General features: G+C 36.2%; 24 protein-coding genes. 2 read left to right on the top strand and 22 right to left on the bottom strand.

What is annotated here, in order from left to right; translation table 11 throughout:
- Nucleotides 1–7: 7 nt before the first annotated feature.
- Complete coding sequence (porV, locus tag ACJVDK_RS14830; RefSeq protein ID WP_443937445.1) at nucleotides 8–1,189, bottom strand: type IX secretion system outer membrane channel protein PorV; 1,182 nt, start codon at nucleotides 1,187–1,189, stop codon at nucleotides 8–10.
- A gap of 483 nt (nucleotides 1,190–1,672) precedes the next feature.
- Here porV and ACJVDK_RS14825 point away from each other — a divergent pair, with 483 nt between their 5' ends.
- A complete protein-coding gene (locus ACJVDK_RS14825) occupies nucleotides 1,673–3,319 on the top strand; it encodes an SUMF1/EgtB/PvdO family nonheme iron enzyme (protein WP_443937444.1) in 1,647 nt (548 codons plus the stop codon).
- A gap of 71 nt (nucleotides 3,320–3,390) precedes the next feature.
- On the opposite strand, the gene ACJVDK_RS14820 is transcribed toward ACJVDK_RS14825, so the two are convergent.
- The 11 genes from ACJVDK_RS14820 to ACJVDK_RS14770 form a co-directional block, all read right to left on the bottom strand.
- Entirely contained in the window at nucleotides 3,391–3,891 is a 501-nt protein-coding gene (locus ACJVDK_RS14820; RefSeq protein ID WP_443937443.1) for a biotin/lipoyl-containing protein, read from the bottom strand.
- A 6-nt stretch (nucleotides 3,892–3,897) separates the two neighbouring features.
- The gene (locus ACJVDK_RS14815) at nucleotides 3,898–4,482 is read right to left on the bottom strand and encodes a DUF4159 domain-containing protein (protein ID WP_443940059.1); all 585 of its coding nucleotides are present in this window, start codon (nucleotides 4,480–4,482) and stop codon (nucleotides 3,898–3,900) included.
- Nucleotides 4,483–4,607: 125 nt separating this feature from the next.
- Nucleotides 4,608–5,318, bottom strand: coding sequence for a 16S rRNA (uracil(1498)-N(3))-methyltransferase (locus ACJVDK_RS14810; protein WP_443937442.1), 711 nt, complete (start codon nucleotides 5,316–5,318; stop codon nucleotides 4,608–4,610).
- A gap of 8 nt (nucleotides 5,319–5,326) precedes the next feature.
- The gene (locus ACJVDK_RS14805) at nucleotides 5,327–6,649 is read right to left on the bottom strand and encodes a hemolysin family protein (RefSeq protein WP_443940058.1); all 1,323 of its coding nucleotides are present in this window, start codon (nucleotides 6,647–6,649) and stop codon (nucleotides 5,327–5,329) included.
- A gap of 104 nt (nucleotides 6,650–6,753) precedes the next feature.
- Nucleotides 6,754–7,305 (bottom strand): inorganic diphosphatase, encoded by a 552-nt coding sequence (locus ACJVDK_RS14800; protein ID WP_443937441.1) that lies wholly within the window; start codon nucleotides 7,303–7,305, stop codon nucleotides 6,754–6,756.
- A 22-nt stretch (nucleotides 7,306–7,327) separates the two neighbouring features.
- Complete coding sequence (locus ACJVDK_RS14795) at nucleotides 7,328–7,966, bottom strand: DedA family protein (RefSeq protein ID WP_443937440.1); 639 nt, start codon at nucleotides 7,964–7,966, stop codon at nucleotides 7,328–7,330.
- A 64-nt stretch (nucleotides 7,967–8,030) separates the two neighbouring features.
- Nucleotides 8,031–10,184 (bottom strand): peptidase domain-containing ABC transporter, encoded by a 2,154-nt coding sequence (locus ACJVDK_RS14790; protein ID WP_443937439.1) that lies wholly within the window; start codon nucleotides 10,182–10,184, stop codon nucleotides 8,031–8,033.
- A 61-nt stretch (nucleotides 10,185–10,245) separates the two neighbouring features.
- Entirely contained in the window at nucleotides 10,246–11,436 is a 1,191-nt protein-coding gene (locus ACJVDK_RS14785) for an HlyD family secretion protein (RefSeq protein WP_443937438.1), read from the bottom strand.
- Between the two features lie 57 nt (nucleotides 11,437–11,493).
- The gene (locus ACJVDK_RS14780) at nucleotides 11,494–11,976 is read right to left on the bottom strand and encodes a CPBP family glutamic-type intramembrane protease (RefSeq protein WP_443937437.1); all 483 of its coding nucleotides are present in this window, start codon (nucleotides 11,974–11,976) and stop codon (nucleotides 11,494–11,496) included.
- A 358-nt stretch (nucleotides 11,977–12,334) separates the two neighbouring features.
- Nucleotides 12,335–12,514 carry a hypothetical protein gene (locus ACJVDK_RS14775; RefSeq protein ID WP_443937436.1) on the bottom strand — a complete coding sequence of 60 codons (180 nt, stop codon included), beginning with the start codon at nucleotides 12,512–12,514 and terminating at the stop codon, nucleotides 12,335–12,337.
- 26 nt (nucleotides 12,515–12,540) lie between these two features.
- The gene (locus ACJVDK_RS14770; RefSeq protein ID WP_443937435.1) at nucleotides 12,541–12,714 is read right to left on the bottom strand and encodes a hypothetical protein; all 174 of its coding nucleotides are present in this window, start codon (nucleotides 12,712–12,714) and stop codon (nucleotides 12,541–12,543) included.
- 221 nt (nucleotides 12,715–12,935) lie between these two features.
- Between ACJVDK_RS14770 and ACJVDK_RS14765 the strand changes: the two genes are divergently transcribed.
- Nucleotides 12,936–13,625, top strand: coding sequence for a LytR/AlgR family response regulator transcription factor (locus ACJVDK_RS14765; RefSeq protein ID WP_443937434.1), 690 nt, complete (start codon nucleotides 12,936–12,938; stop codon nucleotides 13,623–13,625).
- 4 nt (nucleotides 13,626–13,629) lie between these two features.
- Here ACJVDK_RS14765 and ACJVDK_RS14760 read toward each other — a convergent pair whose 3' ends face one another.
- The 10 genes from ACJVDK_RS14760 to nuoF form a co-directional block, all read right to left on the bottom strand.
- The gene (locus tag ACJVDK_RS14760) at nucleotides 13,630–15,003 is read right to left on the bottom strand and encodes an NADH-quinone oxidoreductase subunit N (protein ID WP_443937433.1); all 1,374 of its coding nucleotides are present in this window, start codon (nucleotides 15,001–15,003) and stop codon (nucleotides 13,630–13,632) included.
- Nucleotides 15,004–15,014: 11 nt separating this feature from the next.
- Nucleotides 15,015–16,469: a complex I subunit 4 family protein gene (locus ACJVDK_RS14755; protein ID WP_443937432.1), complete on the bottom strand. Its 1,455-nt coding sequence runs from the start codon at nucleotides 16,467–16,469 to the stop codon at nucleotides 15,015–15,017.
- Nucleotides 16,470–16,489: 20 nt separating this feature from the next.
- Nucleotides 16,490–18,388: an NADH-quinone oxidoreductase subunit L gene (nuoL, locus tag ACJVDK_RS14750; protein WP_443940057.1), complete on the bottom strand. Its 1,899-nt coding sequence runs from the start codon at nucleotides 18,386–18,388 to the stop codon at nucleotides 16,490–16,492.
- Between the two features lie 19 nt (nucleotides 18,389–18,407).
- Nucleotides 18,408–18,737 (bottom strand): NADH-quinone oxidoreductase subunit NuoK, encoded by a 330-nt coding sequence (gene nuoK / locus ACJVDK_RS14745; protein ID WP_443937431.1) that lies wholly within the window; start codon nucleotides 18,735–18,737, stop codon nucleotides 18,408–18,410.
- Nucleotides 18,737–19,240, bottom strand: a complete 504-nt coding sequence (locus tag ACJVDK_RS14740; protein WP_443937430.1) for an NADH-quinone oxidoreductase subunit J family protein — start codon at nucleotides 19,238–19,240, stop codon at nucleotides 18,737–18,739. Before ACJVDK_RS14740 ends, nuoK begins: the two co-directional genes overlap by 1 nt.
- Nucleotides 19,241–19,345: 105 nt before the next feature.
- Nucleotides 19,346–19,849, bottom strand: coding sequence for a NuoI/complex I 23 kDa subunit family protein (locus ACJVDK_RS14735; RefSeq protein WP_443937429.1), 504 nt, complete (start codon nucleotides 19,847–19,849; stop codon nucleotides 19,346–19,348).
- 6 nt (nucleotides 19,850–19,855) lie between these two features.
- Nucleotides 19,856–20,896, bottom strand: a complete 1,041-nt coding sequence (gene nuoH / locus ACJVDK_RS14730; RefSeq protein WP_443937428.1) for an NADH-quinone oxidoreductase subunit NuoH — start codon at nucleotides 20,894–20,896, stop codon at nucleotides 19,856–19,858.
- Nucleotides 20,896–21,906, bottom strand: coding sequence for a 2Fe-2S iron-sulfur cluster-binding protein (locus ACJVDK_RS14725; protein WP_443937427.1), 1,011 nt, complete (start codon nucleotides 21,904–21,906; stop codon nucleotides 20,896–20,898). The genes nuoH and ACJVDK_RS14725 overlap by 1 nt, the downstream gene beginning before the upstream one ends.
- A 20-nt stretch (nucleotides 21,907–21,926) precedes the next feature.
- The gene (locus ACJVDK_RS14720) at nucleotides 21,927–22,313 is read right to left on the bottom strand and encodes an ORF6N domain-containing protein (protein ID WP_443940056.1); all 387 of its coding nucleotides are present in this window, start codon (nucleotides 22,311–22,313) and stop codon (nucleotides 21,927–21,929) included.
- 65 nt (nucleotides 22,314–22,378) lie between these two features.
- A complete protein-coding gene (nuoF, locus tag ACJVDK_RS14715; RefSeq protein ID WP_443937426.1) occupies nucleotides 22,379–23,749 on the bottom strand; it encodes an NADH-quinone oxidoreductase subunit NuoF in 1,371 nt (456 codons plus the stop codon).
- Nucleotides 23,750–23,772 lie beyond the last annotated feature (23 nt).

Genomic DNA, 23,772 nt, shown 5'->3' with positions numbered 1-23,772 from the left:
CGAAGTATTAATTAATTACTTTCTTATCGCCAAAGTTAAACAAAAGACTAAAACGTAAGGTATTTGCCAAAGGACTTGTTTGTGAATTAGCTATTAAATATGCGAAATCAATATTGAAAACGTTGTACTTGAGTCCTGCTCCTAATGTAAAATAGCGACTATCACCTTTCATTGGGTTTTGATAATTATATCCGGCTCGTAACGCAAATTGTTGATTGTACCAATACTCCATGCCTGTTGAGATACCCACTTCTTTAATTTCTTCGTTAAAGCCCCCGGGGGCGTCACTAAATGAGCCAAAAATAGCGCCTGGAATGGTTCTATTTGGGTCTTTTCCCGCTATAATAGTATTATTGGAATCGTAAATAGGTTGGGTTGGAACTAGCAGCTTATTGAAATCCAGCGCAATGGTAAACATACTCAACTCATCTATAGAAATAGAGGTTGAGCCCCCTAGTTTTAAATTGGTAGGCAGAAAATAATCGGCTCCATCAGAAGAATAACTAATTTTGGTTCCAATATTTGAAATATTTGCTCCTGCAGAAAATAGTGCTTGTTTTCCAAATAAATGGCCATTGGTTTTGTACAATCCTGCTATATCTACTGCAATAGCATTTCCTGGCCGTGCAGCACCATTAGCGGCAAATTGGCCTGAAGTTAAATTTGAATAGATATAACGTAAAGACGAGCCTAAAGAGAATTCTTTCCCAAATGAGCGGGCATAGGTAAAATCAACCGCTAACTCATTTGGATTGGCTGTTCCTAAGTCTTGCCGATTAATATCCGTCAACTGAATGGAGCCTAAAGAAAAATAACGCAAGGATAATCCAATGGTATTTCGTGAATCAAGCTTATAAAAACTTCCCAAGTAAGCCAAATTTACATCGGGCACTAAACTTTTCAACCAAGGGCTATAAGAAACCGAAAAACCGTATGGTTTTTCAAGAAAAGCGAATTTTGCAGGGTTATTGCTGGCCGAATTAACATCACCGGCTACTGCTACCCCAGCATCACCCATGGCTCCGGTACGGGCATCAGGAGTGATGAGTAAAAAAGGTACTGCAGTAACAATATTATTGGATTCACTTCCATTAGTTTGCGCTGCCGATACCTGAGCATTTGATTTATCAAACACCGTCACCAAAGCCAGAACCAAGAAAGCAACTCTACTAAAATACCTGAAATTCATCTTTTTTAATTAGTTATAGACGATGTAAAATTTACATTTAACTTTACACACTGCAAAATCTGAATTAAATTTTTAAAATCATCACAAAAGGTAAAAAAAACCACTTATTAAACTTACAATTTTCATCACGAAGGGTAAAAATATCTTTAACCTAATCCCATTTTTATACGTTGGATAACGCCTGAAATAAAATTAAATTATGCATAAACGCGAAGCATGACAATTTCTTCATTTTTTTGGCGTTAATAGTTGAAAGCTTAATTAACAAATCGATCTTAAACACTAACATTCAAACATTTATAACACCAACGAAATATAACCAAAAAACAACAAACAAATTAACTGTACGGCTTACGCTAGATAATAATACGCATTTACTGTTTTTTACGCTTTCTTTTGTTGTTGTGAAGTTTATTTCTTCCATAAAATTTATCTAATTTTATCCTTTGAATAGCCTTTGGGTTATTCCTCTTGTAAAAATATATGAAAAAAATATTACGCTATTCTTTTGCTTGTTTATCAATTGTGGGCCTTCTTTCTAGCTGTAGTTCGAAAGGTGGTAACAGCTCAAGTAAAACGGGTTTACCTTATGCAGATAAGAAGAGTAAAACCCCTGGTGGTTTTGCTGTAGCTACGAAGTACAAACGGGCTCCGGGCCCAGGATTAATTCCTATTGAGGGTGGAGTATTGGTTATTGGAGGTAGCGCTATTGAGGTTGCAGGTGTTGAACCCAACATTTACAACTATAAAAGACAGGTTACGGTTCCTTCTTTTTACATGGATGAAACAGAAGTATCCAACACAGATTGGTTAGAATATTTACATTGGATCAGATATAACTATCCTGAAGACCGTGAATATTATTATAACGAACTTCCTGATACGTTGGTTTGGCGTAGAGCACTATCGTATAACGAGCCTTATGTAGATAACTATTTAAGACATCCGGCCTATCGCGATTATCCGGTTGTAGGTGTTTCTTGGGAACAAGCAACCCGTTATTGCCAATGGAGAACAGATAGAGCCAATGAGTTCATTTTGCGTGAAAAAGGCATTATGACCGATTATAAAACATTAGCTGGTGGTAACAACACAAAAGGAAATGCAGCAGCTACGGCATCTGCAAAACCAGATAAGCCCTTCAACACCGATGCTTATTTAAATGGTCAGTACGATGATAAAGGTAAAAATGCATTTAACGATTTTAATAGCAAAAATGCGGCAGCGGCTCCTGCAGCAAAAGGAAATGCACAACCTAAACGTACCGCAACGCTTGAAGATGGCGTAGTAATGCAACCGTATCGTTTACCAACAGAAGCTGAGTGGGAATATGCTGCTTTAGGTTTAATTGGAAACACGGAGTATGAAAACACCAATCAAAATAAAATTTACCCTTGGAATGGTTTAGGTGTTTCATCTGCCAGCAAAAAAACCAGAGGTTTAATTCAAGCCAACTTTAAAAGAGCTCCTGGAGATTACATGGGGGTTGGCGGTTCTCTTAACGATAAGGGAGATTTAACCGTTCCGGTATACCAATATTTGCCAAACGATTTCGGTTTGTATAACATGGCTGGTAACGTAAACGAATGGGTTAATGACGTGTATCGTACTGCTACCTTTACGGATGCGGATGCTTTCAACCCTTTCCGTGGTAACACATTCGAAAACAAACAATTGGCCGATGCACAAAGTGGCAAAATTGTATTAGACAAATATGGCAGACCTGTTAAAGAAAACGCTTATTCAGGCAAAAAATTAACTTGGAAAGAGAAACAAGCTTTGGCTAAAAAAGCAGATTCAATTGCTAAGTCAACAGATCCTTCAGTTCCTGTCACCAATTACGTTGCCGATGAAAGAGGTTACCGTGACAGACAAAACAAAATCTTAAACGAAGAAGGCGTAACCTTGGTAAATGATAAATCGCGTGTTTACAAAGGTGGTTCTTGGAACGATATGGCATACTGGTTAAATCCGGCAACCCGTCGTTTCTTGCAACAAGACGATGCTTCTGCTGAAGTTGGTTTCCGTTGCGCTATGACAATGTTAGGTGCCCCTGAAATTAACCCAGGAAAATCACGTCAATTCAAAGCCTCAGGACCAAAACCATATAAAGTAGGTAAGAGCAAATAATGCTCCCCTTCTTAAAAGTAAAAAAAGCTGTCTCAAATTACCGAGACAGCTTTTTTTTTGCTATTGATAACTTAAACTAACTCGATTAGAATTTGATTCTTTTCTACTTTATCGCCCTGCGCAATTAGAATTCTTTTAACCTGTCCATCAGCAGCAGATTTTAAGATATTCTCCATTTTCATCGCTTCCAATATCAAAAGATTATCGCCTTTTTTTACTTCCGCCCCCTCATGCACCAATACCTTTAATACCAATCCAGGCATGGGAGCATGCACATTGCTAGCTTTTGCTCCACCTAAAGTGTCCATCCCCATTTGCTTTAAAAGTTGATCAAAGGTATCTTCTGCTGTTAGAGAATAGGTATTTTCATTTATTTTAATGCGACAGGTTTTAGCTTTTTTATCCAGTTCTACAACCTCTATATTGAAAGATTTATTTTGATATAAAACATGCGAAATTCCCGGCGAAATATGCTGCAAATCTATATCGGTTGATTTTCCATTTACCAACAAACCCATATTATTTTGTTCGATGTCGAATACACGATCCTCATTTACCTTAACCTTGTACATAATTAGTTATCGTGTTAATGCATACTGAACCAAATTTGCGCCCATTTTAAGCGCTTTATTGCGCGTTTCTTGTGTGTCCTCAGGATAGGTACCAAAATCTTCCCAGCCATTCCCTAAATCGCACTCAAAGGTGTAATAACACACCACACGCCCTTTATAGATTAATGCAAAACCTTGCGGCCGTTTATTGTCATGCTCATGAATTTTGGGTAAACCATTCGGGAATTTGAATTTCTGATTGTATATAGCATGATTAGCTGGCAATTCTACAAAGTTCAATTCCGGGAATACCTTCTTCATTTGCGGGCGAATAAATTTATCCAATCCGTAATTATCATCAATGTGCAGAAACCCACCACCGAGTAAATAAGTCCTTAAATTCTTCGCTTCTTGATCGCTGAACACCACATTTCCATGTCCAGTCATGTATATAAAGGGGTAATTAAACAGCTCCTTACTTCCCACATCCACGATACTTTCCTCTGCGTAAAAATTGGTTTTTAAATTTGCGTTACAGAAAGCAATTAAATTTGGTAAAGCGGTTCTATCTGCATACCAATCACCTCCTCCTGCGTATTTCAATTTCGCCATACGGTAAGTAGGAACGCTAAAAGAAGAAAAAAGTACGATAGCGGTAAATGCAATACTAAAGCAAATGAACAGCTTTTTTATAGGAGTAAAAACGAATGATCTTGAATAGTTAGGTTTTACTTTTTTCATCGGTTAAGATAATTAATCTCAAAGCAAACAGCTAAAGCGGCCGTTTCGGTCCGCAATCTGTTGTCTCCTAAAGTTAGTGGTTTATAGTCGTTGTTCAAAGCTTTGTTTACTTCTTCGGGACTAAAATCACCTTCAGGGCCAATTAAGATTAAATATTTACCATGTGGTTGAACAAGATTGGAGATGTATTGCTTGTTCTCATTGTCGATGCAATGGGCTATCAATTTATCGCCTTTAAAATCTTGCTTTAAGAAGGCATCATAAGAGATTGCATCATTTAATTTAGGATGATAGGCTTTTAGCGATTGTTTAACGGCCGAAATTATTACTTTGTTTAAGCGATCTTCTTTTACCACCTTACGTTCCGAGCGGTCGGTGATAATCGGCGTTATTTCGTCAATTCCAAGTTCGGTAGCCTTTTCTAGGAACCATTCTAAACGGTCGATATTCTTCGTGGGCGCTACTGCAATGTGCAAGTAATGATTGCGTTTATGATATTCCGGTTGGACGGTTAAAATTCTCAAACCTACTTTCTTTGGATTGTCGGAAGTAATTTCGGCGGTATAAAATCCTCCTACACCATCTACCAGATAGATAATCGCACCCGCTGCTAACCGTAAAACACGCACACAATGTTTACTCTCCTCTTCATTGAGCGTATAAATCGCTTGCGTTTGGTTTATATCAGGGGTATAAAAAATATGCATAGTTGAATTTAGTGATTATCAACCATTTCACCTTTACTAATTACCAATTCTAATTTGATTGTTTCGATATTTTGTTCTGTTTTCTTCAAAATGGTGAAAAGGTATCCGTAGGCATCAGTTGTTTCGCCAACCTCTGGGATTCGCTCAAATACGTGCGAAACAAGTCCGCCGATGGTATCAAAATCTTCATCCTCAGGCAAATCGTGCGGAAGAAACTCATTTACGTCGTAAACTGTTGCCGATGCATTTACAATAAATTCTGCATCCGACACCTTTTCTACCAATGGTTTTTCCTCGTCGTACTCGTCTTGGATTTCTCCAACAAGTTCTTCTACAATATCTTCAAGCGTTACCATACCAGCAGTGCCACCAAATTCATCTAAAACAATTGAGATTTGAATGCGCTTACTTTGAAGTTCGCTCATTAAATCTTTAATTTTCTTAGTCTCTGTAACAAAGTAAGGTTTACGAATAATATCGTTTAAGGTCCAGGTTTTATTTCCAGCAGCTACCAATGGTAATATATCCTTTGCGTGAATAATGCCGACAATTTTGTCCATTATTTCGTCGTACACTGGTAATCGAGAATATCCTTCTTTAATAATTTTCTCAATAACTTCGTCATTGCTTGTTGCTAGTTCCACACCTGATATTTTGGTGCGGGGAACCATGATATTTTTTACAACACGCTCATTAAAATCGAACACATTCTTAATTAATTCGTGTTCATTGGTATCAAGAGCGCCACTTTCTTTTCCTTGGTCGAGTAGGTATTGTAGTTCTTCTGTACTATGCAAAGACTCATGGCCACCACTTGTATCAATGCCAAAAGGCTTTAAAATTACCGATGCCAGGCTGTTTAAGGTCCAGATAAATGGCTTAAATACGACGTAAAACACTTGCAGTGGAAGCGAAACAAACAGGGTTGTTGCCACTGGGCGTTGAATAGCAAAAGATTTTGGAGCCAATTCACCAAAAACGATGTGCATAATGGTAATAATGGAGAAAGCTACTACGGTTGAGGCAGAATGAATTACAGCATCACTTAGATGTAAATCAAGGCTTATAAAAAGATTTTGGAAAAGTGTATGCATGACATCTTCTCCAACCCAACCCAAGCCTAATGAAGCTAAAGTAATACCTAACTGCGTGGCAGCTAGGTATCCGTCGAGATTGTGAATAATGCTTTTGGCCATTTTGCCAACGCGGCTTCCACTTTTGGCCTTAATCTCTATTTGTGAAGCACGAACTTTAACAATGGCAAACTCTGCTGCCACGAAAAATCCGTTCAAGAGAACTAAGAACAAAGCAAGAAACAGGCGCCATCCCACTGATTCTCCATCCGGCTGCTGCGCTAGTATAATTCCTATTTTTGAAATTGGTAGTTGTATACTAGACAATGAGTGTATAAAAGGGTCAATCGTGGGAGGAATCATTAAGCGTCTTCTCTAAATGTTTTATTATAAAGTTCTATACTTTCGGCAATTACTTTGTGTGCATAACGTACACCTAACAAATGTTCGATGGTAACGTTTTTACCTTCCAAAGCTTTATAATCTTGAAAGAAACGAACAATTTCTTTTGTGGTATGCGGAGGCAATTCATCTAAATCGTTGATATAATTAACCGACATATCGTTTTTAGCTACCGCGATAATTTTATCGTCTTGCTCACCATTATCAACCATGTGCATTACACCCACCACCTTTGCTTCAATTACAGTCATGGGATATACGTCAACTGAACATAACACTAAGATATCCAATGGATCTTTGTCATCACAATAAGTTTGTGGAATAAAGCCATAATTAGCAGGATACATTACCGACGAAAATAGCACTCTGTCTAATTTAATTAAACCAGATTCTTTATCTATTTCGTACTTTGCTTTTGATCCCTTAGGTATTTCAATTATTGCATTTACAGTTTCAGGTAAGTTTTCACCAGGAGAAACACTATGCCATGCGTGATGATCTTTTTTTTCCATTTTTAATTTAAATCCGTTTATCTCAATCTTTAACTTTCGTGACCTTACTTTTTACAAAGGTAAATAATAAAGGAATAGTTGTAACTAGGATAAACCCAATAATAATATATAATAAATAATCGTTTATTTCCTTCTCAAAGCGTATACCAAGAAAATATCCCAACAAAGTTAAGGATGAAATCCAAAGTAATGCGCCAGAAACGTTATAAAAAGCAAACTTTTTAAAGTTTAATCCTACAACCCCTGCAAAAATCGGTGCAAAAGTTCGCACAATCGGTACAAATCTTCCCATAATTAAGGCAAATGCACCTTGCTTGTTATAATATTCTTCTGCAGCTTTTAAATATTTCTTTTTAAAAAAGAAACTGTCTTTTCGTTGATACAATACTGGGCCTGTTTTTCTTCCAAACCAATATCCCGTAAAGTTTCCTGCTATTGCTGCGATACTCAATCCAACTAATAAAACCCAAATGTTTACATCGAGTTTTCCGGTTGCTACAAACATGCCTGCTAAAAAAAGCAGGTAATCACCCGGTAGAAAGAAACCAAAGAATAATCCAGTTTCTGCAAAGATTACAAATAATACAAGATAGAAGCCACCCTCCCTCAATAGTTTTTCGGGATCAATGAATTGATGTAGATTACTCCAAAAATCGTGCATATTTAATTATCCGTAAAACTACAAATAATTATTAAACAAGGAAGTATTTTATCGTGAAAGCTGTTTAATATACTCCATCAAATTGTTGCTTCCATAATTGACTGTAATAACTATTGGCTAAAATCATTTCTTCGTGGTTGCCTTCTTCAACTACTTTTCCTTTGTCTAAAACAATAATTTTATCTGCTTTTTTAACTGTTGTTAAGCGGTGCGCAATGACTATAATTGTTTTTTGTTGTTCTAATAACAAGTCAATTGTTCTTTGTACATGGTGCTCAGATGCTGAATCAAGTGACGAAGTAGCTTCGTCTAATATTAAAATCTCAGGATTACGGTAAAGGGCGCGTGCAATTGCAATGCGTTGTTTTTGGCCTCCAGATAACGTTGCACCATTTTCACCCAAGTATGTTTGAAAACCTTCAGGTAATGCCTCTATAAATTTAATTATTCCAAGTTGTGTACAAATATCAACAATACGCTGCATATCAGGGTCGTAATCGCCAACTGCTACATTATCAATAACGTTACCCGCGAATAAATCAATGGTTTGAGGCACAACACTTAATAAATTCCTTAAAGAAGCATTTTTTAAATATTTAATAGAATATTTGCCTATAAAAATATTCCCTTTTTGTATTGGATAAATATCTTGCAATAAAGCCATTAAAGTAGATTTTCCCGAGCCACTTTCGCCTACAATAGCTGTAAATGTACCCGCCTTTATGTTTAAGTTTAAATCTTCAAACACAACTACCCTCGTCCCGTATCTGAATGCTACATTTTCAAAACGAATATCTCCAGTTAACTCTCTTTTAAGTTCTACATTTGAAGCATCATTTTCAATTTCCAAATCCATAATCTCGAATAGTCTATCGGCAGCAATTACTGCATCTTGTATTACCCTATTTGCGCCAATTAGCGATGCCGCAGGGCTAGTAAAATACCCAATTAGCGCGTAAAAGGAAAACAGTTCGCCAGGGGTAATCTCTTTATCCAAAACATATCCAGCTCCAATCCAAAGCAATAAAATGGTTAATAAACGTGATATTAATTCAGTAGAAGTACCCGAAACTACAGAATTTATTCCTGATTTATAGACCGTACGTAAGAGTTGAATAAATCTAGTTTCTGTTTTTAAATTTGTGAATTCTTCCAATCCAAAACGTTTAATTGTTCCAACAGCGTTTAAGCTCTCTATCAACTGACTCTCTAATTCGGCCGAATCTTCCATCAACTTACGCTGTATTTTTTTATTTAATTTATTTGTGATAAAATAAACAAGTAAATATAATGGGATTACAGTTAACATCAGCAAGGCCAGTTTCCAATAATAGGTAAACATTAAGGCAAAAGATAGAAAAACAATAAATACATTTACAAACAAATTAATGGAAACATCGTTAATAAATGTTCTAATCTTAACGGCATCATTTACTCTTGAAATAATTTCCCCCACCCGCATAGTATCAAAAAAATGCTGTGGTAATTTTAATAGGTGTTTGTAATAACCTAAAATTAACCGGGCATCAATCTGTTGTCCAGTACGCATGGTAAAGATTGTTTTTACCGTACCAATAAACAGCTGCAAAATTAAAATGGCAATCATGATAGCGCTCATCAAATTGAGCAAATTTCGATTGCCGTCAACCAAGACATAATCAGTTATTTTTTGAACAAAGATTGAAGTAGAAAGACCTAATATAGTATAAACCAGTGCTCCAAATAGTGCTTGTAATACAATACTTTTATGTGGTTGTATCAATTGCCAAAAACGAAAACTATTTGCTACTTTTTCATTTCCCTTTGTAAAACTTTCATCGGGCAACAGCAAAACTAAAACACCAGTCCATTCTTCGGCAAATTCGACAGTGGTTTTTCTGTGCATTTTGCCGTCACCAGGGTCCATTATTTCAATGTATTTTTCAGTAACCTTATAAACTACCACATAATGTTGTAATTGTTTTTTAACTACTAAATGGGCAATGGCTGGCAGAGGTATTTTGCTTAAACTATCCAGCTTGCCACGGACGCCCTTAGCTTCAAACCCAAGTTTTGTTGCTGCTTCTATCAAACCTAATACGTTTGTCCCCTTTTTATCTGTACCTGCAAATTGTCTAATTCTGGCAACAGGTAGTTTCAGTTTATAATTTGCAGCTATAGAAGCTAAGCAAGCAGCTCCGCAATCTGTGATATCGCGTTGTTTAATTAGAATAGACATTAAATGTGAGAGTTGAGATTAAATATTGAGTAAAACCGTTAGGAACTACGGCCATTTACAACTAATTTCCTACTTTATTACCAACAGAAGGATTTAACCAATCATCAATATTATCGTATAACAATTGATAAAGGCTTCGTTTAGTTACAGTAAACCGAGCAGTAAAGGTCATCCCTTTTATTATTTGCCCTTTATATCCATTTTTTAGCTGCAAATAGTTTTTATCCAGTTTACATTTTACTTTAAAATAAGGGGCATTATTCTGTATAATAATATCATCCGATACTTCTATTACTCTGCCATTTAACAGTCCCCATTGGTTATAGTTAAATGCATCAATTTGAAAATGTACCCGTTGCCCTTGTTTTATTAAACCGATATCAGCTGGAGTTATATAACAATAAGCTAACAATGAACTATCTGGACTAATTTCTCCAAGTTTTTGGTTTGCGTAAACATAGGTGCCCGTTTGAACACCTGTTAAATTTTGTAACGACCCCGCTATTGTAGCTTTTAAAATATATTGTTTCTGCTGATCGTTAATTTCTGCGCTTTGGCTTTGTAAATCACGTAATTCGTTTCGGTATTGGTTAGCCTCGGTTTGCCATTGGCTACTATATTTTTTTTTCACCATTTCGTAATCAGATAAAGCCTGATTATAGTTAAACTCGTATTGTTCATACTCAGCTTGTGTAACTACTTTCTTATCGTATAGTACTCTATAACGTTGATAAATTTTAAAAGCCTGTATTTTCGCATTATTTGCATTTTGTAAACTCTCTGTATATTGTTGCAGGCTTGCAGCGTATTGGCCAGTACTCAAAACAAAATTGTCATATTGAGTTTGTCGAGACATATCAATTGGTTGTTCAACCGCTTTAATAAGCTTTTGTAAGTCTGCTAATTGCTGTTCTATCTGACTCTTTTTATTACCTATTAAGCTTTTGTGTTGGCTAGGCAAGCTTGCATCAATCGTTAATAATGTAGTGCCTTTTTTTATCCTTTGGTTATCCCTTAGGTTAACAGATACCAATCTGCCATTTACTGGTGCAAACAATTCTGTTCTTTCTATACTACTTTGAATTAATCCTTTACCTTTTACGCTAACTGATGTATATAAAAAAGGTAAGGATGCTAATGTTAATAGCACAGCTATTAATGTTACACTATAAATAATTTGTGAGCGAATGCGAGTTTGATGAAGAAAAATAGCTGTTGAGTCGGACAATTGTGCATCTAATATTATTGCCATAGATATATTACAATAAAAACATGATAGAATTCTGATTTCCTATATCGTTTTTAGTTCTTACCAATTTGTAAAGTCGTAAAAATTATTATTAACAAACGCGAATAAGTTAGACAAAGCATGCAATAAAGTAACCAAAACAATCTTTTGCAAATAATGTTGGTGACGCAAAGCCATATAGTAATATGCAAATATGAACCCTACTACTGTAGTAACCAAAATATAGGCTAAGTTGTAGTAATGAGAAATACCAAATAATAGTGCAGAAACAACAACACAAAGTAAAGGAGCTAGCTTTACACTTAATAGTGTTTCTATAATTAAGTATTGAAAAATTAGTGTTTCTATAATTGGAGCAACGATAACCACAATAACGAACTCTTCTTTTAAACTGCTAAAATGAAAATTAGTAGAGGTTAGCTGCGCATCAAAATAGTTTGCTATGATAGCAGTAATAAATTGAAAGACAAAATAAATTGAAAAAACAATCCAAAAATAAGTGAAATTTTTAGTTGATGGAATTTGTATTATACTAAATGACATATTATAAGAAAAAAATCGCAAGATAATTTTATTTTAGAACCACATATTTATTATAGCAAATGTCCGTTCAGCTTTTTACGCATAAATAACGCTATAATTGTTAGTGTTAATCAATCCTATTTCCTCTTAAATAGCCTATCAAGAACCATTACAAAAACTGAGAAAAATAAAATAGCTAATATTCTCCATCCACTTACAACATCTCTTACAAAGCCTATATCTACTCTTTTATAGTTAAACACGATATATGACGCAAAAAAGCATGCAAAATTAATAGTGACTTCAGAAACAATTTTTTTAAACATAGCGAAGAACAATGGAGAGTGTTTATTATCCACTCTCCAGCTCCGTAATTATTTTATTTATAAATATTTGCATTACCGTATGCAGAATTATGACTTAACGACCTGCCAATATCGTAGGCATAACGTGCAGCACTGCCAAGGACGTAACCCAAGTCTTTCCAGAATGTACCACCATCAATAATTTCTAACTCATAAGCCGAAAGCTCTTCTAAATTAAATTCTTTTATGTTCATATCTTTTTTGCTTAATAAATATTTAATTAAGAATTCCAGCCATCCCGAAATCCTCCTTTAATATCATCCCAATTATTAATTAATTCAGTAACAACATACCCCCATCCAAACTTTTTGATCCAATTCCCTCCGTTAATTGCTTCTTTTTCTATAGCATCCAACTCTTGAACACCAAAATTTTCAAATTTTAATTTTTTCATTTCGTTTTAATTTTAAGTTCAACATTAATTAAAAAGCTTCTGGCCAGATGCTTCTTATATGAATGTCAGTAAAATTCTAACGCATTTTTTATTTCAAGGGTGAAATCATATTTTTCAAGGATGAAATTTTAGAAAATAGAGATTTAAGCTAAAAAGTGCCTTATATTTGTTTAATTACTTTATCAATCATCCTTTCGATAAATATTAAAAGCGAAAAGAAGATGACACTTAATTGCATTGTTGTAGATGATGACCCCGTAATTATTGAACAAATAAAAGAGTATATTACTTATACACCCAAATTACACTTTGTAAAAGGTTATACAAATCCCGGAATTGCCTTAAACGAATTATTAAATATAGAAAGCAAAATAGACATCCTATTTACTGATATTGAAATGCCCGAACTCACTGGTTTCGAATTGACGGCCAAAGTTAAAAGAAAAATCAGATTTATAATTTTAATTAGCGGTCATTTAAAATACGCATTAGATGGATATTTGCTAAAACCTCATGCTTTTTTATCAAAACCCATAAGTCTCTCAAAATTTAAATCAACTATTGAAACGCTTAGACTCGAATTGGTGAAAAAAAAACAATTCCTGTTCTTTAAAGTTAAAGATAGCAAAGAACAAGTGAAGTTGTGGATTGATGAGATTATACATATTGAGGCTAATGGTAACTATGTAAACATCAATACTATTACTAGCACCATTATAACATTAGCAAAACTTTCTGAAGTTGAAACACAATTAAATAGTTATAAGCACTTTATAAGAATACATAAATCATTTATTGTTTCGATATTCTATATTGAGAGTTACAGGAATGATTTTGTAAGGTTAACCAACAAAAAATCCCTGCCGGTTTCTTTAACCTACAGGGATTCCTTATTAAAATATTTTGATTAAACTTTTATATCAAGTTTAAAACAATTGCTGGATAAACGCCTAGAATTAACGTAATCACAACTGAAAGCAATAAAACAACTTTGTACTGCATCGGAGCGCTTAGTTCGGTTTCTGCTCCATCTTTAAACCAAACGGCTACAATCACTTTAAAATAATAGTAAAAACCAACCAGTGCATTTAAAATAGCAAATACAACCAATGCAATGTGATACTCTTGCATTACGTTTAAGAACATTAAATATTTACCAACGAAACCGGCTGTTAAGGGAATACCTGCTAAGGATAACATCGCAACAGTTAAACAAAGTGCTACTAATGGATTTTTCTTACCCAAACCGTTAAAACTTTCAAAGCTATCGCTACCTGTTTTTTGTTTCACAAGAATTAATACCGCAAAGGCGATGATAGAAGCAAACGTATAAGCTGCTGCATATACCAACACATTGCTCTGTGAGTTTGCACTGATTACCACCAAAGAGAACAACAAATAACCCGCGTGCGAAATACTCGAATAGGCTAACATACGCTTGAAGTTCTTTTGAAACAAAGCTGTAAGGTTTCCGATGAACAGGGTAAGGCAAACGATAACAATAAGTGGTGTAACCCAAAAATCGTGAAGTGGTTCAAATGCACCTGCAAATAATCTCAAGAAAGCAGCGAAACCGGCAGTTTTTACAACCGTACTCATGAATGTGGTAATCAAGGTTGGAGAACCTTCATATACGTCCGGAGTCCAAAAATGGAATGGAGCGGCGCCTACTTTAAAGCACATTCCAATCATAATCAAAATAACTCCTGGATAAAACAGTGGATTAATAGCTTTCGTATTGCTGATTAAATAATTTTGAATGTGGTCTAAATCGAATGATCCCGTTGCACCGTAAATTAAGGTAATACCAAAAAGCAAAAAGCCTGTTGAGAAAGCACCCATTAAAAAATATTTTAAAGAAGCTTCATTCGAGGCAAAATCGCGTTTACGAATACCGGCAAGGATATATAAACTTACCGACATGATTTCCAAACCAACGAAAAGCATCGCCATGTTTTTATACGACACCATCATCAAAATCCCCGCAAGGGCAAATAAAATTAAGGTGTAGTATTCGGCTATGTTATCGCTTTTAGCGTTGAAATAATTCTGTGTTAATAGGAAAATTAACAATGTACCAATAATACAAATTGACGAAAATGCCAAAGCGAAATTATCGGTTTGCATCATACCATAATACACGGTATTACTTCCCCAAGCACAAAAGCTAAATCCTAATGCCGTAAGTAAACCAACAACGGTAATTGGCAATAATGCTTTATTAGCTTTAAACAAACCTGCATAAAGTACTACAAAAGCGGTTATACTAATTGTTATGATAATATTCATTGTTGTGGTTACTAATTTAATTTTTGATTTACCTGTTCTAATAAATGTTGTACAGATGCCTCTGTTAAATGCAATATTGGCTTAGGATATACCCCTAAAACAATGATTAATGCGCAAATGATGTATAAAACTAATTTCTCTGTTCCTTGAATATCAGTGAATGTTTCTGTTAAGGTATTCGTTTTGCCCAACATCACATTTTGATACGTCCGCAACATGTATACCGCACCAAAAATAATGGTTAAGCCGGCAATAGCTGCAGCCCAAATGCTGTAATTATAAACACCTAACAATAACAAGAACTCGCCAACAAAACCGTTTGTTCCAGGTAATGCTACGGTACCCAATACAATGATTAGAAACACGATGGCTAATTGAGGTGCTTTTTTTGCAATACCGCCTAAGTCATCTATTTTATTTGTTTTTAGGCGATCAAAAATGATATCCAAGACAAAGAATAATCCTACTACGTTGATACCATGGCTAAGCATTTGCACCATAGCACCTTGCAGACCTTGTTGATTTAAAGCAAAAATACCTGCTGAGATTAAACCCACGTGGGCTATTGATGAATAAGCCACCAAGCGCTTTGCATCCTTTTGAGTAAATGCAATTAGCGATGCATAAACTACTCCAATAATAGATAAAACAATGGCTAAACAACCCCATTCTTGCACACCTAGCGGAGCAATTGGTAATAACCATTTAATTACCCCGTAAATACCCATCTTTAACATGATACCTGATAGCAACATGGTTCCTTGTGTCGGAGCGGCTGTATAGGTATCTGGTTGCCAAGTATGAAAAGGGAAAACAGGCATTTTAATGGCAAATGCAATGAAGAATGCCCAAAATATCCAACCTTGTTGACTTGCATCTAATGGCAACGCATATAATGCTTTGATGTCAAAATTGTGTGCAGGATTTTGTAAGTATAGATAAATAATACCCGTTAGCATAAATAAAGAACCAGCGATGGTATACACGAAAAATTTCATGTTGATGCGTATTCTATCTTGACCTCCCCAAACGGCACAGATGAAATAAATTGGAATTAAAGCCGCTTCCCAGCCGATGTAAAATAAGAATGCATCTAAAGCGGTAAACACTACTAGCAAGCCGGTTTGCATGAACAAAATCAAGGCATAAAAAGCTGCTGGATTTTTATAGTCGTGGTTGTAGCTCGATAAAATGATAATTGGTACCAAAAGATTGGTTAACAACACCGTTAGCATACTAATTCCATCAATCCCAACATGAAAGTTAACCCCTAAATTGGCTAACCATGGGAAATTAACCTCAAACTGCGTACTTGCATCGGGCACAAAACTACATGCCATTACCAACGTTAAACCCAATGACGCTAAAGCGAATATTGTAGATACTAATTTGGCCGTTTTACCTGAAAACGCTGAAATTACAGCCCCAACAAGTGGTAAAAATATAAGTAATAAAAGTTGTTCCATTTGTTAATTTTGAACCCTTTTTAGATGTATAAAAATGTATATAACAGCAACGCGATGATTCCAAATACCATCATAAAAATATAGAAACCTACATTTCCGCTTTGCATTAAACGAATGCCTTTGCTTGCCTCGCTTGTACTCCAACCCAATCCATTAATGATACCATCAATTACCTTAGTATCTAAAATACGATAAAAGAGTCTTGACAAAGCATCCAATGGTTTGGTAATCAAAAACTCATAAATTTCGTCTAAATAAAATTTGTTATATGATACTTTGGCCAATACTGGACGTGGTGTTTCATCTGCAACCGGAACATGGCCACCGCTAACGTATTTCTTACGGGCATATAACATGGCCCCTAAGGCTGCCAACACCGATAAGCCCATTAATACAAATTCTGTTTCGTGGTGAATATCTAGCTCGTGTTGTGCTACTACTGGCGTTAACCAATGAGCCAACCATTCGTTTCCTCCAAAAATCTTAGGCAAATTAATTAAACCACCTACTGCAGCTAAAGCAGCTAAAATGATTAATGGAAATGTCATGGCCTTTGGTGATTCATGTACATGGCTTTCTTCATGATGCGTACCTCTGTATTTTCCAAAGAAGGTTAGATACATCATTCTGAACATATAGAACGAGGTTAAGAAAGCGGTAAACCACCCCACTAACCATAAAATATGGGTACTGTCGTTATTATATGCGTAGGCTAAAATTTCATCTTTCGAGAAGAAACCTGAAAATGGCGGTAAACCAGCAATGACTATGGTACCAATCATCATCGTTAAAAACGTTACTGGCAATTTCTTGCGCAAGCCACCCATGTGACGCATATCTTGCTCGTGGTGCATGGCGTGAATAACCGAACCTGCTCCTAAAAACAACAATGCTTTGAAGAATGCGTGCGTCAATACATGGAAAAATGAACCGGTATAAGCGCCAACACCTAACCCTAAAAACATATACCCTAATTGCGATACTGTTGAATAGGCCAAAACCTTTTTAATATCGGTTTGTGTTAAAGCTATTAATGCTGCAATTAATGCTGTAGCAGCTCCAATAATGGCTATAATATTTTGAGTAAACGGAGCCAAATCGAACAAGATGCTTGAACGTGCAATCATGTATATACCTGCTGTAACCATGGTTGCCGCGTGAATTAACGCAGATACAGGTGTAGGACCGGCCATCGCATCAGGTAACCACGTAAACAAAGGTAGTTGTGCAGATTTACCGCAAGCACCAATAAACAGCAATAACGTGATTAGCGCGATGGTATTGTTACCTGGCATCATGGTGAATGCTTTCGGGAAAATCGTCGAAAACTCAACACTTCCGAAAAAGTTAAAAAGCAAAAACACCCCCAGTAAAAAGCCTAAATCGCCAATGCGGTTCATCACAAACGCTTTCTTTGCTGCTGATGCATAGGCGCTATTGGTATACCAAAAACCGATTAAAAGGTATGAGCATAAACCAACACCCTCCCAACCGATGAACATAACGATGTAATTTGATCCTAAAACCAATAACAACATGAAGAATACGAAGAGGTTTAAGTAGCTAAAAAACTTACCGAAACCTGCATCATCATGCATGTAGCTCGTAGAATATACGTGAATCAAAAATCCAATCCCTGTGATAATTAAAAGCATGATTGAACTTAATGGATCAACCAAGAAAGAAAAAGGAATATGCAACTTACCTGCGCTAATCCAATCAAATAAAAATACTTCGTGAGCTTTTTGTGAATCGCCGGATAATTGAAAAAAGATAAAAAGACTGATAATAAATGAAGCTAAGATAACTCCGCTACCAATTATACCAACCAGACTTTTTGATAATGAATTTCTGCCCAGCCCGTTAATTAAAAACCCTAAAAAAGGAAGTAACGGAACCAACCAAATCAATTGTTCTATTGTCATTCTTACTATATATTTACCACTTAAGGCGATTTAAAACATTAATATCTATCGATTTCGTATTTCTGTAAACCATTACAATAATACTTAACCCTATGGCTACTTCAGCTGCTGCTAGTGCCATAATGAAGAATACGAAAACTTGTCCGGATGGGTCGTTACTATGAACCGAGAAAGCCGTTAAAAGCAAGTTTACGGCATTCAACATCAACTCTACGGACATAAAAATTACGATTGCGTTTCTACGCGTTAATACTCCAATAACCCCAATAGTAAAAATAATTGCACATAACCAGATGTAATGGTTTAGTGGAACGCCTTGCATTTGTGTAGTTAAATTTTCCATTATGCTTCTACCTCATCTCTTTTAGATAATAAAACTGCCCCAACCATTGCTGATAGCAACAATAGAGATGATAATTCGAATGGTAATAAAAATGGCCCAAAGAGCTCTTTACCTAAATTTTCTACCAATCCTAATCCTGGATCTTTTAAAATCAAAGGGCTGGTTATGCTTGCAGATTTAAGCGATCCTATTAAAGTTACCGCTAAACAACCTCCTGCAATAACACCCACAACTTTAAGCAGTGGCGATTTTGCTGGTTCCGTTTCTTTGTTTAGGTTGAGTAGCATCAACACAAATAGAAATAAAACCATAATTGCTCCCATGTAAACAATAAAGTTTACAACAGCCAAAAATTGGGCGTTCAACAACACATAATGAACTGTGAAGGTAAAAAAGGTCAGAATTAAGTACAAGACGCTATGAATGGGATTTTTTGCAAAAATCACCATCAGCGAAAACACGACACTTAATGTAGCTACGAAATAGAATACTTGTGTACTCATTAATTTGTTTATTTATGCTCTCCGATGTATCGGAACACGAAGCAATCTTATTTTTATAGTTATTGCTTTAGGATTGCTTCATTCCTCGCAATAACGCACTTATTGTTACTTTTTCATCTCTAATGGAGCCTCCACCAGTTTATCTTTTCCGTAAATAAAATCTTTACGTAAATAATCTGCCGGAACAATAGGTCCATCTAAATAAATAGCCTCTTTAGGGCAAGCTTCCTCACACAATCCACAAAAAATACAACGCAACATATTAATTTCATATGTAGCAGCATATTTTTCCTCACGATATAGTGCTTTTTCTTCAGGCTTACGCTCTGCAGCAATCATGGTAATTGCTTCGGCCGGGCATGATAATGCACATAAGCCACATGCAGTACAACGCTCGCGTCCTTCCTCATCGCGTTTAAGCGAGTGCATCCCTCTAAAGTTTGTCGAAAACTCACGCTCAACTTCAGGATAGCGAATGGTAGCCTCTTTTTTAAATAAGTGACTGATTGTAATACCCATTCCTTTAACGATTGCAGGAAGGTACATACGCTCCATTAAGTTTAATGGCTTCTGCTCGAGTACTTTTTTCTTATTACTTAATGATTCCATAATCCCTTAAAAAAATCCTTCTAAATATCCAATAACTCCACCTGTAATTAATATGTTGGCAATAGCTAAAGGAATTAAAGCTTTCCAACCTAAATTCATCAATTGATCGTAACGGAAACGCGGGATGGTCCAACGTACCCACATGAAAAAGAAGATGAAAAAACAAATTTTACCAAATAAAATAGCTGTACCAAAAAGTGGTGCCCAAGTTGGGCCTAAATGTGCAGCAATGTAGTCCATACCTGGGTAATTGTATCCCCCAAAGTATAAAGTAGCCATCACAGCTGATGATACAAACATGTTGATGTATTCAGCAAAAAGGTAAAAACCTAATTTCATTGATGAATATTCGGTATGATAACCACCTATTAACTCGGTTTCACACTCTGGCAAATCGAAAGGAGCACGGTTTGTTTCTGCAAATGAACAAACCATAAAAATTATAAAACCAAGTGGTTGATACCATACGTTCCAGTTAAAGCCATGTTGTTGTTCCACAATTTCCTTTACGCTGAGCGTATTAGTCATTAATAGCAAGGCGATAATTGATAAACCCATTGCAATTTCATAGCTGATATTTTGCGATGCCGCACGGATAGCACTTAACAACGAATATTTATTATTCGAAGCCCATCCACCAATCATCACACCGTAAACCCCTAATGAAACCACTCCGAAAATATACAATACACCAACGTTAATATCGGTAATTTGCATTTGAACTACTCTATCTCCAATTTGCACTGGGCTTCCCCAAGGAATCACTGCACTGGTAATACAAGCCGTTAACATCGCTAAACCTGGCCCTACCATAAACAACCATTTGTTTGATGAAGCAGGAATAATTTCCTCTTTCATAAACATCTTAACCCCATCGGCTAAAGGCTGCAAAATACCAAAGGGACCAGCTCTGTCTGGCCCTAAACGATCTTGTAAATAAGCGGCTACTTTACGCTCAGCGTAAGTAGAATACATAGCAACTAGTAAGCTTATGCCGAAAATTACCGCAACAAGAATAAACTTCTCTATAACAAAAACGCTATCCATTAGTATTTAACTGTTTTATTTAATTCAACTTCATTAGCAGCCTTCAATTCCGGATTTGGTTTAATTACCGGTAATGGCATTAACGTTTCGTAATGGTTTGAAGCAATTACCGAAGTATCTTCAATCTTAGTAGGTTGCTCGATAACCCAATCAGCGGTTGCTTTTTTATCAAAACGACACGTATTGCAAATAAATTCTTCTACTTCTCCAAATTGATCTTTACGTGCTGTTACGCGGATTACATCTGCTCCTTTATACCAAAGCGTTACTTTACCGTTGCATTTTTCATGATCGCAATTGCGGTGTGCATCAACCGGTTTGGTAAACCAAACACGGTTTTTAAAACGAAATGTTTTATCGGTTAAAGCTCCAACTGGACAAACATCAATAACGTTTCCTGAAAAATCATTATCGATGGCTTGCGTGATGTAAGTAGAAATTTCTGAATGATCGCCTCTATTTAAAATTCCGTGAACACGTTTATTGGTGATTTGATCAGCTGTAAACACACAACGGTAGCATAAGATACAACGGTTCATATGCAATTGAATTTTATCGCCGATATCAATACGCTCAAAAGTACGACGTTCAAAATCGTAGCGTGTTTTTTGCAAACCGTGTTCGTAACCTAAATTTTGTAAATCGCATTCACCAGCTTGATCGCACACTGGGCAATCTAATGGGTGGTTGATTAATAAAATCTCTACTACACCTGCACGTGCCTCTAAAACCTCTGGTGAAGTAATGTTCAACACTTCCATACCATCCATTACAGTTGTACGGCAAGAAGCCACCAATTTTGGCATTGGGCGCGGATCCTTTTCTGAACCTTTCGTTACTTTTACAATACAGGTACGACATTTCCCTCCACTGCCTTGTAATTTAGAATAATAGCACATTGCCGGTGGAACAATTTCTCCTCCTATTTGCCTTGCAGCATTTAGAATAGTTGTTCCATTATCAACCTCTACCGTTATCCCGTCTATCGTTACTTTAACTTTATCACTCATTGTTAATGATAATCTATATTTTATTTCTCTTTCGAGATTTTATACCCGATTTCTTTCCGTGGCTTTTCCTTTTGTTCCAGTAACTCATCAAAATACCTGAATATAACTTCTATATTCTTATCTTGATTTTCTACCTTCTTTTTAATCTTTTCAACTTCTAATCTTATCTCAGTGTTACTTAAAACCATTGTTCTAAGTTGTACAAACACATCAATAATTTTAATACTTACCTCTACCGAACGCTTACTTTTTAAAACGTTCGATACTTGCAAAACACCTTGTTCACTAAACGCGAAGGGAAGATATTTTGAGTATTTTCCTTGTTCTAAGGTCGCAATTTGCGACCTTAGAACTTCATTTTCTTCCTTGGTTAATTCAAACATAAAATGTTCCGGAAAACGTTCTATGTTTCTTCTTTTTTAAGGTCACAATTTGTGACCTTAAAATTTTGGTATCACAAACCTGTGACTCCTTATTTCTCTTCCGCTACTGGCGGTGTTTTTTCTATCGGCTTTGCGTAATTCGCAAGCCCATAATTTTGAGATTGACTCTTAACCGGTTCTTTAATGTGCCATTCAAATTCATCTCTGAAATGACGAATTGCACTTGCTACTGGCCATGCTGCTGCATCTCCCAACGGACAAATGGTATTTCCTTCAATTTTACGTTGAATGTCCCAAAGTAAATCTACATCTTCCATTGTACCGTGACCGTGCTCAATTTTATGCAACACTTTTTCCATCCATCCAGTACCTTCACGGCATGGCGAGCATTGCCCACAACTTTCGTGATGATAGAAACGTGAAAAATTCCAGGTATTACGAACAATACATTGATCTTCATCAAAAGCGATGAAACCACCTGAACCTAACATGGTTCCAGTAGCAAAACCACCTTCAGATAATGATTCGTAACTCATTAAACGCGGTTCGCCGTTGGCGTATTTCAGCGTTAAGTTAGCAGGTAAAATTGGCACTGAAGAGCCTCCTGCAACGGTCGCTTTTAAGCGCTTTCCGTTTGCAATACCTCCGCAATATTCATCAGAATAGATAAACTCTTCTACAGGTAAACCTAACTCTATTTCGTACACACCAGGTTTTACTAAATTACCCGACGCAGATATTAATTTTGTACCGGTACTTCTACCAATACCGATTTTGGCATATTCTTCTCCACCGTCGTTAATAATTGGAACAACAGCTGCAATTGATTCTACGTTGTTTACCACTGTTGGGCAACCATACAAACCTGCAATTGCAGGGAATGGCGGTTTAATACGTGGATTCCCTCTTTTACCTTCTAGCGATTCTAACAAAGCAGTTTCTTCACCGCAAATGTAAGCGCCACCACCTGGCTGAACATATAATTCTAAATCGTATCCTGTACCTAAAATATTTTTCCCTAACCATCCTGCAGCTTTTGCTTCAGCAATTGCTCTTTCCAGAATACGTATTTGAGGCATCATTTCTCCACGAACGTAAATGTATGAAACATTTGCACCCAAAGCAAAACTTGATACAATCATCCCCTCGATTAATGCATGAGGAATATGCGTCATTAAATAACGGTCTTTAAATGTTCCCGGCTCAGATTCATCGGCATTACACACCAAATAGCGCGCAACTCCTTCTGGCTTCGCCAAAAAGCTCCATTTCATCCCAGTAGGGAAACCCGCACCTCCGCGACCACGTAAGCCTGATTTCTTAACCTCTTCCACAATTTCTTCAGGAGTTAAGGTTTTAAGGGCTTTCTCTACAGCACGATACCCGCCCTTTTGGCGATAGACTTCAAGTGTATTGATGCCCGGTACGTTTATATGTTCAAGTAGTAATTTACGACTCATTTGTTATCAGTCAATAGTCAACA

Source organism: Pedobacter paludisoli (assembly GCF_052344095.1).
In the GTDB taxonomy this organism is placed as follows: domain Bacteria; phylum Bacteroidota; class Bacteroidia; order Sphingobacteriales; family Sphingobacteriaceae; genus Pedobacter.
The sequence above is the reverse complement of the archived record's forward strand: the minus strand, read 5'-3'. Positions and strand labels throughout refer to the sequence as shown.